Here is a 12,579-nt window from a genome sequence, read left to right on the forward strand (position 1 = left end):
CAGGGTTTTCAATTAAAACACGGTCATCATCAACGATAACTTATTTGTCGCCCAGTTGCTCTGACATGGTGCCAGAGTCCGGCGCACGCGGTTCATCAACCGGACGCGGCGCGCTCGGCTTGCCGGTGCTGCCAGAGTTGTTGTTAGAAGAACCCGGTTCTTCCCAACCCGCTGGCGGACGCACATCGCGGCGAGCCATCAGATCATCAATCTGCGGCGCATCGATGGTCTCATATTTCATGAGCGCATCTTTCATCGAGTGCAGAATGTCCATGTTTTCGTTCAACAGACGACGCGCACGGTCATAGTTACGCTCAATCAACAGCTTAACTTCCTGATCGATGATGCGAGCCGTTTCATCGGACATATGTTTAGCTTTCGCAACAGAACGTCCCAGGAACACTTCGCCTTCTTCTTCAGCGTACAGCAGCGGACCGAGTTTATCGGAGAAGCCCCACTGAGTAACCATGTTACGCGCCAGGTTAGTCGCGACTTTGATGTCGTTCGACGCACCGGTAGAAACATGTTCAGCACCGTAGATGATCTCTTCCGCCAGACGACCGCCGTACAGCGTGGAGATCTGGCTTTCCAGCTTCTGACGGCTGGCGCTGATTGCGTCGCCTTCAGGCAGGAAGAAGGTCACACCCAGCGCACGACCGCGCGGGATAATCGTTACTTTGTGTACCGGATCGTGTTCCGGTACCAGGCGACCGATAATCGCGTGGCCAGCTTCGTGATACGCGGTAGATTCTTTCTGCGCTTCCGTCATCACCATGGAGCGACGTTCCGCACCCATCATGATTTTGTCTTTCGCTTTCTCAAACTCAACCATCGACACGACGCGCTTGTTGCCGCGAGCAGCAAACAGCGCCGCTTCGTTCACCAGGTTCGCGAGGTCAGCACCAGAGAAGCCAGGCGTACCACGTGCAATGATTGCCGCATCGATATCCGGAGACAGCGGTACGCGACGCATATGCACTTTCAGGATCTGTTCACGACCGCGAACGTCCGGCAGACCAACCACAACCTGACGGTCGAAACGGCCTGGACGCAGCAGCGCAGGGTCAAGAACGTCCGGACGGTTAGTTGCCGCGATAACGATAATACCTTCGTTACCTTCGAAGCCGTCCATCTCAACCAGCATCTGGTTCAGGGTCTGCTCACGTTCATCGTGACCACCGCCCAGACCAGCGCCACGCTGACGGCCTACGGCGTCGATTTCATCGATGAAGATGATGCACGGTGCCGCTTTCTTGGCCTGTTCGAACATGTCACGCACACGAGATGCACCCACACCCACGAACATTTCCACGAAATCAGAACCGGAAATTGTAAAGAATGGAACCTTCGCTTCACCGGCGATAGCTTTCGCCAGCAGGGTTTTACCGGTACCCGGAGGACCGACCATCAGGACGCCTTTCGGGATTTTACCGCCCAACTTCTGGAAACGGCTCGGTTCGCGCAGGTATTCAACCAGCTCAGCAACCTCTTCCTTCGCTTCGTCACAACCCGCAACGTCAGCAAACGTGGTTTTGATCTGATCTTCCGTCAGCATGCGCGCTTTGCTCTTACCGAACGACATGGCGCCTTTGCCACCACCGCCCTGCATTTGACGCATGAAGAAGATCCAGACACCAATCAGCAGCAGCATTGGGAACCAGGAAATGAAGATAGAAGCCAGCAGGCTCGGCTCTTCAGGCGGCTCGCCGACAACCTTGACGTTTTTGGTCAGCAGGTTATCAAGCAGCTTCGGATCGTTAACCGGAATATAGGTCGTGTAACGGTTACTATCTTTCTTGGTAACGTTAATCTCACGTCCGTTGATCTTCGCTTCACGAACCTGGTCCTGATTGACCTCTTGCAGGAAGGTAGAGTAATCAACCTTACGGCCATTAGACTCGCTGGGCCCAAAGCTCTGGAATACTGACATCAGCACAACGGCAATGACCAGCCAGAGAATTAGGTTTTTCGCCATGTCACTCAAGGGATTAACCTCATATTACAACTGTGTTAAAAACAGCGTCAGGATACTCTATATCCAGTTTCTTTCAAACTTTCGTTTGAAATCTACCGGTTATGGTTTACGCCCGGTCGCTACAATATACACTTCACGCGAACGGGCGCGAGAAGAGTCCGGCTTACGAACTTTGACCTTCGTAAACAGGGAGCGAATCTCTCTTAGATACTCATCGAAGCCTTCGCCCTGGAACACCTTCACTACAAAACTACCACCTGGCGCTAAAACATCTCGAGCCATTCCAAGCGCCAGCTCTACCAGATACATGGCCCGGGGAATATCCACCGCCGGTGTTCCACACATATTTGGTGCCATATCAGACATGACAACTTGTACTTTACTGTCACCTACGCGTTCAAGTAACGCTTGCAGGACTAATTCATCACGAAAATCGCCCTGAAGGAAGTCCACACCAACGATTGGATCCATAGGTAAAAGATCGCAAGCGATAATGCGGCCGCTGTTGCCGATCTGCGTAACCGCATATTGCGACCAGCCACCCGGTGCAGCGCCGAGATCAACAATCGTCATCCCCGGTTTAAAAATTTTGTCACTTTGCTGTATTTCATCAAGTTTAAACCAGGCACGGGAACGTAACCCCTTTTTCTGCGCCTGTTGAACATATTTATCGCTAAAGTGTTCCTGAAGCCAGCGACTCGAGCTGGCAGAACGCTTTTTACCTGTCATTTCACATTCCCAAAGGGCAGTTCATCGTAACCAATGGTGTAAATTTCTACACAGCTATTTGGTGATATATGGGAGATGGCGGTAGAATGACCCGTTTTCAATCCCAACGTAAGCAAAAATATACGATGAATCTGAGTACTAAACAAAAACAGCACCTGAAAGGTCTGGCACATCCGCTCAAGCCGGTAGTTATGCTTGGCAATAATGGTTTGACCGAAGGGGTACTGGCCGAGATTGAACAAGCGTTAGAGCACCATGAACTTATCAAGGTGAAAATCGCCTCGGAAGATCGCGATACCAAAACCTTGATCGTGGAAGCTATCGTACGCGAAACCGGCGCCTGCAATGTACAGGTCATCGGCAAAACGCTGGTACTGTATCGCCCGACTAAAGAACGTAAAATCTCGCTGCCACGCTAAGAATATCCCAAAGTCGCACACGAAGTTTGTGTAAAACGCGGGGTTTTCCGCTAGCAGGAGAGCAAAATGCCACGCTCTCTTCGTTGATAAAAGGCCGCTATGCGGCCTTTTTCCTTTCTTTACAATGTATCAACATCTTAACCAAGATGCGAATTACAGGTATTCGACCTTCGTTACTTCATATTCAACTTCACCGCCCGGCGTTTTGATAACGACGACGTCATCCTGCTCTTTGCCAATCAGGCCACGAGCAATAGGCGAGTTCACTGAAATCAGGTTCTGTTTAAAATCAGCTTCATCATCGCCGACAATACGCCAGGTCTGCTCTTCGTCATTATCGAGATTCAGAACGGTAACCGTCGCGCCGAAAACAACACGGCCATTGTTCGGCATTTTAGTGACGTCAATCACCTGCGCATTGGACAGTTTAGCTTCGATATCTTTAATGCGTCCTTCGCAGAATCCTTGCTGTTCGCGAGCCGCATGATACTCCGCGTTCTCTTTCAGGTCACCGTGCTCACGCGCTTCCGCGATAGCGGCGATAATTTCAGGACGGCGCACAGATTTCAGAAAATCCAGCTCTTCGCGCAGTTTTTCAGCACCACGTAAGGTCATCGGGATAGCTTGCATTTGTTATACCTCTTGAACATTCCTGTAGGGGGCGATGCTTCTCACCCCGGCTGCTAAGCCCACCCTGGCATACGCCATGCCAGAGTCAGAAGCAAAAAAATACCGACCCGGGGCTCAAGGTCCCAGGTCAGTTACAATTCTCTATTTGATGATCATTTTACCCTGGAGTTCCCTATGGGTCATCGTTTACTTTTTGGGGCGTTGCGCCGTAGTATGACGGCCTGTTTCCAGGTTGTTAGCGCGAGATTATGCGATTTCCCAGATTTACCATTGGATTGACTGCCAGTATAGCGTTCAGCGTTCAGGCTGCGAATGTCGACGAATACATCAACCAGCTTCCTGCCGGGGCCAACCTCGCCCTTATGGTACAGAAGGTTGGCGCATCTGCACCCGCTATTGATTTTCATAGCCAGCAGATGGCGCTCCCCGCCAGTACCCAGAAAGTGATCACCGCGCTGGCGGCGTTGATTCAGCTCGGGCCTGATTTCCGTTTTACCACCACGCTTGAGACGAAAGGCAACGTGGAAGGCGGCGTTTTGAAAGGTGACTTAGTGGCGCGATTTGGCGCCGATCCGACGCTAAAACGCCAGGATATTCGCAATATGGTAGCGACTCTGAAAAAATCTGGTGTGACGCAAATTGCCGGAAATGTTCTGATCGACACCTCTATTTTCGCCAGTCATGATAAAGCCCCCGGTTGGCCCTGGAACGACATGACGCAATGTTTTAGCGCCCCGCCTGCCGCAGCCATTGTCGATCGCAACTGTTTCTCGATTTCGCTCTACAGCGCGCAAAAACCGAACGATCTGGCATTTATTCGCGTGGCATCCTACTACCCGGTCACCATGTTCAGCCAGGTGCGAACCCTCGCGCGTGGCTCTGCCGAAGCGCAATATTGTGAACTGGACGTGGTTCCAGGCGATCTCAACCGCTTCACGCTGACCGGATGCCTACCTCAACGCGCCGACCCGCTGCCGCTGGCGTTCGCCATTCAGGATGGCGCCAGCTATGCCGGGGCGATTATCAAAGATGAGCTAAAACAAGCGGGTATCACTTACAGCGGCACGCTGCTGCGCCAGACGCAGGTCAACGAGCCGGGAACCGTGGTTGCCAGCAAACAGTCAGCGCCGCTGCATGACCTGCTTAAGATTATGCTGAAAAAATCGGACAACATGATCGCCGATACCGTTTTCCGCATGATTGGCCATGCACGATTTAACGTCCCGGGCACCTGGCGGGCAGGTTCCGATGCCGTACGCCAAATTTTGCGCCAGCAGGCGGGCATCGATATTGGCAACACCATTATTGCCGACGGTTCTGGTCTCTCCCGCCATAACCTGATTTCCCCGGCGACCATGATGCAGGTGCTGCAATATATCGCTCAGCACGATAACGAGCTGAACTTTATAACTATGCTACCGCTGGCGGGCCATGACGGCTCCCTGCAATACCGTGCGGGCCTGCATCAGGCTGGCGTGGATGGCAAAGTATCGGCGAAGACAGGCTCACTACAGGGCGTCTACAACCTCGCAGGCTTCATCACCACGGCAAGCGGTCAGCGTATGGCATTTGTGCAGTATCTGTCGGGCTATGCGGTACAGCCGGCTGACCAACGTAATCGGCGTATTCCGCTGGTACGCTTCGAGAGTCGGTTGTACAAAGATATTTATCAGTCTAACTAAGCGGATGCAGGGAGCGGTAACGCTCCCTCGTCGTTTCTAATCGTTTACCGGGATTATCCGCAGCTCGGTTAACCCAATCCCCAGCTTCCTTGGCGGAGCGGATTTAGGAAAACCAATATAATTTCCCTCGTTACTCAACTCCGGATAAGGGGGGACAATCGTTAGCGTATCGAGTCTGTCAGGATTCGTCATATGTAATATCACCGTTTCCGCCTCTGCGTGCAGGGTGAGATAGTGGGTACAGGAACCGATGGAAACGGGAAGCAGTGCACCAATATTTTTGCCAAAGGCTTTTGCCTTGATCTCAACGTCAAATTTCGCGGGCAGTGGTTGGTTATAGGTGATAGCCACCGCGGGTGACAGGTTCGCATCTGACCACCGTCCCCAGTATTCTGGATGCCCCACTCCTGTTATTGATTTCACAAATGCAGGCAGTCCTTCCGCCGCAAACAGTATGCGATCGGACTGATAGCGGACATCCTTTGCGGAAAGTAATAACCGCGCCTGGATACGCTGAAAGCGTTCATGATTCGTTTCGCCCGGAAATTCACTCATCCCGCCTGAATAATCTTCAGCCATTATTTTCTCGATGTGAGTCTCGCTACCGGCTTTTCCAGAGGCAACACACCACCCAGTATTGACGGCAGAATCCGGTTGCCATACGGGGCCAATGCTCAGGCATTGATCTATCCAGATAAATTTATGGCCTTCAGGCAGAAATCCCAGGGTATTCCTTAAAGACATTCCCACGTCATTCCCGTCATCGACAACCGGCCAGACTCGTCCCGGAGATACTTCCAGTAAGGCGGGAATAGGGTATTCAAAACTATCAAAACGCAGCAACTTTCTTCTGGTATCAACGGTAAAATTTTTAATGGACTCGGGAATTCCCCAACGGGAGCGGATAGCAGGCCCCCAGGCTAACAACTTATTTTTAAAGTCGTCAAAAACCGCTGCCAGTGAAGGCTGACTTAATGAACTTCTCCCTAAGCCTATTGCATTATCGCCCCCCATCAGCTCAAGCACCGTTGCCCCATTATCTAACGTGCTTCGCTTATCGGCGATAACTTTTGGCGTCACGCCATTTCTGAAAACCACAAATAAATTGCGACGAGGCATTTTATTTAAATAATCCACAGCAGCCGTCATATTTTGCATTACCAGATGATCGGATGAGAGAACAATAATTGTATTACTGGCCCAGGGCGAAGCCTGTATCCGTCTAATGAATTTAGCGATTTCCCTTTGGCTACAAAGCACAGAGGTTAACGCATCGACTTCACTACCATTTTTTTTATAGCTGACAGGACAGCTCGTGGGGATATAACCTTCAGGGGGATGGGTATCCAGCGTCAACGTGAATAACGCAAAAGGCGTTTTTTGCCGGGACAAATGCTCAAACTTGCGCCAGACCTTTTCCAGCAGCATATCATCATATAGCCCCCAGGCATTCTGGGCGGAAAAATCCTTCTCCAGGCCAGACTCCGCCAGTCCCCAGGCATGGTCAATGCCGTGCGTTTTAAAAAACACATCCTTATCGGCGAAACGTAAATCAGCGCCCTGCATAAACCAGGTTTCATAACCTGAATTTTTCAAAATATCCCCAAGGCAGACTGAAGAGGAAAAGAAGCCCAGACTGGCTTTCTTGCCACTTAAATCGGTCGGTGCAAACAGCGGAAGACCACACTGCGATGCCACGATCCCTGCTATGGTAAAATCCGTCGCCGGATACTGTTCTGTGCCGCTAAAATCCAGGCCATCTTGTTTCAGCGCCGTTAAATCAGGCAGCAACTGAGGAAATGTGTCTTTATCAAAGTAGGTTCTTTCCAGACTTTCTGCATAAATATATACCAGATTATATTTTGGATTATTAATCCTGGTATCTGGCGTAATATAGTAGCGCGAAAAATCGGAACCATCTACTTCTGCTGGCGGCTTGCTATAATTAGTGAATTGTAATAATGCCGGAGAGATGCCAACAGAAAAAAATGTCAGTAATACGGCGGTTATCGAAGCGTACTGTTTTCTCTCTTTTTGAACATTTTTACCTTGCATGAATCGCCAGCTCAGAAAGAGTAGCAGTCCAATCAGCAAGACAGCAACGACAAAAGGCGCGACGTAATCTTTAAAATCCGCGCCATAAAGCGAGCGGGTCAAAGTATAAATAACAGCGTCATTAACCCCTTCGCCCGTAAAGTAATAACAGCCTAACCAAAACAGGCTTAAAAATAAAGAAATGCACTGAGCAAGTAAAATAAGAGAGGCGTAATAGATTGCCCTATAGCCTTTACTTTTATAAATCAGGGCGGCCAAAACCATTGAGGCCAGTGATATAATAATTGCTACAAATGAGTATTGCATTACCTCGTCTCATACATGCACGCTAAATGAGGAGGAATTATAATTGGTCGTTTAATGCGGGAACATCATTAATATTTTTTTCAGAATATATAAATAAAAGGGCTGGTAAACCAGCCCTCAAAATCAACGCTTATAGATGAACTCAACTCCTTCTTCGTCGTCTTCGTCCCAATCGTCATCCCAGTCATCTTCCGCTTCGTCTTCGACTTCAGCGAGCTGCTGGCGGTGATAATCATCCCACATGAACTCAACTTTCTCTGGCTGTTTCGCTTCTTCAGCCTGAACAATCGGGTTCTCAATGATAAAGGTCATCACATCCCAGCACAGATCCTTCACGCCCAACTGGCTGGCGGCGGAGATCAGGTAATATTTACCTTCCCAGCCCAGCGCTTCGGCGATCGCTTTCGCTTTCTCTTCCGCTTCGGCCTTGTCCAGCAAATCAATTTTGTTGAACACTAACCAGCGCGGTTTAGACGCCAGGTCCTGACTGTATTTTTCCAGTTCGCCAATAATGATACGGGCGTTCTCTACCGGATCGGAGCCATCAATTGGATCGATATCGATGAGGTGCAGCAACACGCGGCAGCGTTCCAGGTGTTTCAGGAAGCGAATCCCCAGACCCGCGCCTTCAGCCGCGCCTTCAATCAACCCCGGAATGTCGGCCACGACGAAGCTCTTTTCGTTGTCCATACGTACCACGCCCAGGCTTGGTACCAGGGTGGTGAACGGATAATCGGCAACTTTCGGCTTCGCCGCGGATACCGCACGGATAAACGTCGATTTACCGGCATTTGGCATACCCAACATACCTACATCCGCCAGCAGCATCAGCTCCAGCAACAGATCGCGCTTATCGCCCGGTGTCCCCATCGTTTTCTGACGCGGAGTACGGTTGACCGAGGATTTGAAACGGGTGTTACCCAGGCCGTGCCAGCCGCCTTTAGCGACCATCAGACGCTGACCATGCTTGGTCATGTCGCCCATGGTTTCGCCGGTGCCCTGATCGATAACGCGCGTACCGACAGGCACTTTAATCGTAACGTCTTTACCGCGTTTACCTGTGCAATCGCGGCTCGCGCCATTCTGACCACGTTCCGCACGGAAAGATTTTTCAAAACGGTAATCGATCAGCGTGTTCAGGTTTTCGTCGGCTTCCATCCATACGTCGCCGCCATCACCGCCATCACCGCCGTCCGGGCCGCCTTTTGGAATATATTTTTCACGGCGGAAGCTCACGCAACCATTACCGCCATCACCTGCAACGACCAGAATCGATGCTTCATCAACAAACTTCATTTTACTCTCCGTAAATCATTCGCCTGAGCGGGGTTGCGAAACCACCGTTTCATGCTTACGTAAACCGCCCCAAATTCGATGACCAATGGCGGAATACATCGCGCCCGCAACCACGATAAACGCACCGAGATAACCTAAAAGGTTTAGCATCGGTCTGGCGAAGAAATCGGGCCAGGCCAGTGATAATAAATCTGAAAATAACAACGTAAACAGCGGGGTAAGCGTAATAATGGCGCTTACCTGCGCCGCCTGCCAGCGCGCCATCGCTTCCGCGAGAGCGCCGTATCCTACCAGCGTATTCAGGCCGCAGAATACCAGGCAGGCCAGCTGCCAGTCGCTGAGCTGCGTGATGACACCGGGTTTAGCCAGCGGCAACAACGCGATCGTACATAAAGTGTACAGTAAAAACAGGATCTGCGGTGACGCCAGACGGCGCAATAACACCTTTTGCGCGACCCCATAGCTCACCCAGACCATCGCCGCACCGACACCAAAGATAACGCCCCAGGTGTAATCGGTGAGTCGGGTAAAAATTTCGATCAGACTGGTATTAAAAAACAGAACCAGGCCGCTCAGAAGCATAATGGCGCCAATCACCTGCGTGCCGCGCATCTTTTCTTTCAGGATAAAGACGCTGGCGATCATCATGCCAACGGGTGACAGCTGACCGATAACCTGCGAGGCCGTTGGGCTCAAGTACTGCAAAGATGAACTAAACAGAATGAAGTTACCGAACAGCCCACCGGTGGCTATTGCCAACAGCACCAACCAACGCGCTTTGCGAAAAATGCGCAATGGGGGGAGCTTTTTTTTAACCGCAAGGATAGCGCCAAGGCCAATACTTGCCATTAAAAAACGGTAGAACACCACGGTAGGAGGCTCCATCACCTCCAGCACTTGCTTCATTGCTATTGGCAAAGCGCCCCAACATATTGCAGTCGTGAGTGCTAACAGAATACCAATGCCTGCCTGCTGCTTCATGCCGTATTCCCTGCAAGGGCTCGTTTCCGGTTTATCACGGCGCGACGAGCATATTTACCGGCCGTCGAATGTAAAAAGCCCCGCAACGTGTTGCGGGGCTTTTATCCGTTACCGGGACGCGAAAAACTTATTCAGCAACGATGCTGATGAATTTACGGTTTTTCGGGCCTTTCACTTCAAATTTCACTTTACCGTCTGCTTTAGCAAACAAAGTGTGGTCTTTGCCGCAACCAACGTTGGAGCCAGCGTGGAATTTAGTGCCACGTTGACGAACGATGATGCTACCAGCCAGAACTGTTTCACCGCCGAAGCGTTTTACGCCCAGACGTTTAGCTTCTGAATCGCGACCGTTACGAGTCGAGCCGCCAGCCTTTTTATGTGCCATTTAATCTGCTCCCCTTAACTTAAGCGCTGATGCCAGTGATTTTCACATCAGTGAACCACTGACGATGGCCCTGCTGCTTACGGTAGTGTTTACGACGACGAAACTTAACGATTTTAACTTTCTCGCCACGACCATGAGCAACAACTTCAGCTTTGATAACGCCGCCATCAACGAAAGGAACGCCGATTTTGACTTCTTCACCGTTTGCGATCATCAGAACTTCAGCGAATTCAACAGATTCGCCAGTTGCGATGTCCAGCTTTTCCAGGCGAACGGTCTGACCTTCGCTTACTCGGTGTTGTTTACCACCACTTTGGAAAACCGCGTACATAAAAAACTCCGCTTCCGCGCACACCTTTTTGATGATTCAGAGTGCGCTATAAATATTCACAATAGGGCGCGAATATTACGCAAAACGCGAGCCTTTGACAAGTGCTACCGTCAATACATGAAGAAAAAAAACACAACACGTACGGTAACGTTTATCTACGGCGTTTTTTCAGTACAATCAGCATATATTTATAAACCTGAACCCGACGTTACCTTGCCATACGGTGAGGTAATCGGGGCGAGAAGCCCGGCTTTTGCGATGAATTTAGAAAAAATCAATGAGTTAACCGCGCAAGATATGGCGGGGGTCAATGCGACAATCCTTGAACAGCTCAATTCTGACGTCCAGTTGATCAATCAGTTAGGGTACTACATCGTGAGCGGCGGCGGAAAACGCATTCGCCCAATGATCGCAGTACTTGCAGCACGTGCTGTTGGTTACCAGGAAAATGCGCACGTTACGATTGCAGCCCTCATCGAGTTTATCCACACTGCGACCCTCCTGCATGACGATGTTGTGGATGAGTCCGACATGCGCCGCGGGAAAGCCACAGCGAATGCGGCGTTTGGTAATGCGGCCAGCGTGCTGGTCGGCGATTTTATCTATACCCGCGCATTTCAGATGATGACCAGCCTCGGCTCGCTGAAAGTACTGGAAGTCATGTCAAAAGCGGTTAACGTCATCGCAGAAGGTGAAGTTCTGCAGTTGATGAACGTCAACGACCCGGACATCACCGAAGAAAACTATATGCGCGTCATCTACAGCAAGACGGCGCGTTTGTTTGAAGCCGCAGCCCAATGCTCAGGCATTCTGGCTGGCTGCAGCGAAGAACAAGAGAAAGGATTGCAGGATTATGGCCGCTATCTTGGGACTGCGTTCCAGTTAATTGACGATTTACTGGATTACAGCGCAGATGGCGAGCAGTTGGGTAAAAACGTCGGCGATGACCTTAACGAAGGTAAACCGACGCTACCGCTGCTGCATGCCATGCGCCACGGCACCCCGGAGCAGGCGCAGATGATCCGCCAGGCCATTGAACAAGGTAACGGTCGTCACCTTCTGGAGCCGGTTCTGGAAGCGATGAACGCCTGTGGCTCTCTGGAGTGGACCCGACAGCGTGCGGAAGAAGAGGCTGATAAAGCCATCGCCGCGTTGCAGGTGCTGCCTGACACGCCATGGCGAGAAGCGCTGATTGGTCTGGCGCATATCGCCGTACAGCGCGACCGTTAATTACCTTCCCCCCAGCCACTCATCATCCCGTGCCTCGCACGGGATGCTCTTATAAATTCCAATAAATCCTTTCATCTTTCCGGGTAATCAAGCCAGATATTGGCATAATCTGAATATACTCACATCTTACATGAACATTTTAGAACATTTGTTCTCGCAGCGTTATAGTGTCGCCACAACCGATCGTGAAACCGTAAGTCATTAACCAAAGGAGAGATGAATTTATGGAAAGCAAGCTGATTGACTGGCATACGGCCGACATCATCGCCGGACTGCGCAAAAAAGGCACCTCAATGGCCGCTGAGTCACGTAAAAATGGCTTGAGTTCATCAACGCTGGCGAACGCGTTAACGCGGCCATGGCCGAAAGGAGAGTTGATTATTGCCCGGGCGCTGGGAACCGACCCTTGGGTGATCTGGCCGTCGCGCTACCACGATGCAAAAACGCATGAATTCATCGACAGAACACGGATGATGAGGGGACCGAGAGGGAAAAAGAATCCTGAATGAACATTAAGCAGTAACCCCCGGCCCAAAGACCAGGGGGTTACCAGAGGCGTT

At 50.9% G+C, this 12,579-nt stretch carries 12 protein-coding genes; 4 read left to right on the forward strand and 8 right to left on the reverse strand.

Going from position 1 to position 12,579, the window contains the following annotated elements; all coding sequences use genetic code 11:
• Positions 1–40: 40 nt before the first annotated feature.
• A complete protein-coding gene (gene ftsH / locus FDX09_RS13120; protein ID WP_003025013.1) occupies positions 41–1,975 on the reverse strand; it encodes an ATP-dependent zinc metalloprotease FtsH in 1,935 nt (644 codons plus the stop codon).
• 99 nt (positions 1,976–2,074) lie between these two features.
• Positions 2,075–2,704 carry a 23S rRNA (uridine(2552)-2'-O)-methyltransferase RlmE gene (rlmE, locus tag FDX09_RS13125; protein WP_006687879.1) on the reverse strand — a complete coding sequence of 210 codons (630 nt, stop codon included), beginning with the start codon at positions 2,702–2,704 and terminating at the stop codon, positions 2,075–2,077.
• Between the two features lie 125 nt (positions 2,705–2,829).
• Between rlmE and yhbY the strand changes: the two genes are divergently transcribed.
• Entirely contained in the window at positions 2,830–3,123 is a 294-nt protein-coding gene (gene yhbY / locus FDX09_RS13130; protein WP_003025016.1) for a ribosome assembly RNA-binding protein YhbY, read from the forward strand.
• A gap of 153 nt (positions 3,124–3,276) precedes the next feature.
• On the opposite strand, the gene greA is transcribed toward yhbY, so the two are convergent.
• Positions 3,277–3,753 carry a transcription elongation factor GreA gene (gene greA / locus FDX09_RS13140; RefSeq protein ID WP_003025019.1) on the reverse strand — a complete coding sequence of 159 codons (477 nt, stop codon included), beginning with the start codon at positions 3,751–3,753 and terminating at the stop codon, positions 3,277–3,279.
• A gap of 248 nt (positions 3,754–4,001) precedes the next feature.
• On the opposite strand from greA, the gene dacB reads away from it, so the two are divergent.
• The gene (dacB, locus tag FDX09_RS13145) at positions 4,002–5,435 is read left to right on the forward strand and encodes a serine-type D-Ala-D-Ala carboxypeptidase (RefSeq protein ID WP_085048645.1); all 1,434 of its coding nucleotides are present in this window, start codon (positions 4,002–4,004) and stop codon (positions 5,433–5,435) included.
• A gap of 36 nt (positions 5,436–5,471) precedes the next feature.
• Here dacB and opgB read toward each other — a convergent pair whose 3' ends face one another.
• The 5 genes from opgB to rplU form a co-directional block, all read right to left on the reverse strand.
• Positions 5,472–7,796 (reverse strand): phosphatidylglycerol--membrane-oligosaccharide glycerophosphotransferase, encoded by a 2,325-nt coding sequence (opgB, locus tag FDX09_RS13150; protein WP_137347342.1) that lies wholly within the window; start codon positions 7,794–7,796, stop codon positions 5,472–5,474.
• Between the two features lie 123 nt (positions 7,797–7,919).
• Positions 7,920–9,092 (reverse strand): Obg family GTPase CgtA, encoded by a 1,173-nt coding sequence (gene cgtA / locus FDX09_RS13155; protein WP_038634240.1) that lies wholly within the window; start codon positions 9,090–9,092, stop codon positions 7,920–7,922.
• A gap of 15 nt (positions 9,093–9,107) precedes the next feature.
• Positions 9,108–10,073 (reverse strand): DMT family transporter, encoded by a 966-nt coding sequence (locus FDX09_RS13160; RefSeq protein ID WP_006687874.1) that lies wholly within the window; start codon positions 10,071–10,073, stop codon positions 9,108–9,110.
• Between the two features lie 127 nt (positions 10,074–10,200).
• A complete protein-coding gene (gene rpmA / locus FDX09_RS13165; RefSeq protein WP_003025030.1) occupies positions 10,201–10,458 on the reverse strand; it encodes a 50S ribosomal protein L27 in 258 nt (85 codons plus the stop codon).
• A gap of 19 nt (positions 10,459–10,477) precedes the next feature.
• Complete coding sequence (rplU, locus tag FDX09_RS13170; protein WP_003025032.1) at positions 10,478–10,789, reverse strand: 50S ribosomal protein L21; 312 nt, start codon at positions 10,787–10,789, stop codon at positions 10,478–10,480.
• 258 nt (positions 10,790–11,047) lie between these two features.
• Here rplU and ispB point away from each other — a divergent pair, with 258 nt between their 5' ends.
• Both ispB and sfsB read left to right on the forward strand, forming a co-directional pair.
• A complete protein-coding gene (gene ispB, locus FDX09_RS13175) occupies positions 11,048–12,019 on the forward strand; it encodes an octaprenyl diphosphate synthase (RefSeq protein ID WP_003025033.1) in 972 nt (323 codons plus the stop codon).
• A gap of 224 nt (positions 12,020–12,243) precedes the next feature.
• Entirely contained in the window at positions 12,244–12,528 is a 285-nt protein-coding gene (gene sfsB, locus FDX09_RS13180; protein ID WP_038634246.1) for a DNA-binding transcriptional regulator SfsB, read from the forward strand.
• Positions 12,529–12,579 lie beyond the last annotated feature (51 nt).

The organism is Citrobacter sp. wls717 (assembly GCF_005280955.1).
GTDB lineage: Bacteria > Pseudomonadota > Gammaproteobacteria > Enterobacterales > Enterobacteriaceae > Citrobacter > Citrobacter werkmanii.

Excerpts from the sequence above, each read along its gene's own strand:
- ftsH (WP_003025013.1), bottom strand. The coding sequence starts at position 1,975 with ATGGCGAAAAACCTAATTCTCTGGCTGGTCATTGCCGTTGTGCTGATG.
- rlmE (WP_006687879.1), bottom strand. The coding sequence starts at position 2,704 with ATGACAGGTAAAAAGCGTTCTGCCAGCTCGAGTCGCTGGCTTCAGGAA.
- yhbY (WP_003025016.1), top strand. The coding sequence starts at position 2,830 with ATGAATCTGAGTACTAAACAAAAACAGCACCTGAAAGGTCTGGCACAT.
- greA (WP_003025019.1), bottom strand. The coding sequence starts at position 3,753 with ATGCAAGCTATCCCGATGACCTTACGTGGTGCTGAAAAACTGCGCGAA.
- dacB (WP_085048645.1), top strand. The coding sequence starts at position 4,002 with ATGCGATTTCCCAGATTTACCATTGGATTGACTGCCAGTATAGCGTTC.
- opgB (WP_137347342.1), bottom strand. The coding sequence starts at position 7,796 with ATGCAATACTCATTTGTAGCAATTATTATATCACTGGCCTCAATGGTT.
- cgtA (WP_038634240.1), bottom strand. The coding sequence starts at position 9,092 with ATGAAGTTTGTTGATGAAGCATCGATTCTGGTCGTTGCAGGTGATGGC.
- FDX09_RS13160 (WP_006687874.1), bottom strand. The coding sequence starts at position 10,073 with ATGAAGCAGCAGGCAGGCATTGGTATTCTGTTAGCACTCACGACTGCA.
- rpmA (WP_003025030.1), bottom strand. The coding sequence starts at position 10,458 with ATGGCACATAAAAAGGCTGGCGGCTCGACTCGTAACGGTCGCGATTCA.
- rplU (WP_003025032.1), bottom strand. The coding sequence starts at position 10,789 with ATGTACGCGGTTTTCCAAAGTGGTGGTAAACAACACCGAGTAAGCGAA.
- ispB (WP_003025033.1), top strand. The coding sequence starts at position 11,048 with ATGAATTTAGAAAAAATCAATGAGTTAACCGCGCAAGATATGGCGGGG.
- sfsB (WP_038634246.1), top strand. The coding sequence starts at position 12,244 with ATGGAAAGCAAGCTGATTGACTGGCATACGGCCGACATCATCGCCGGA.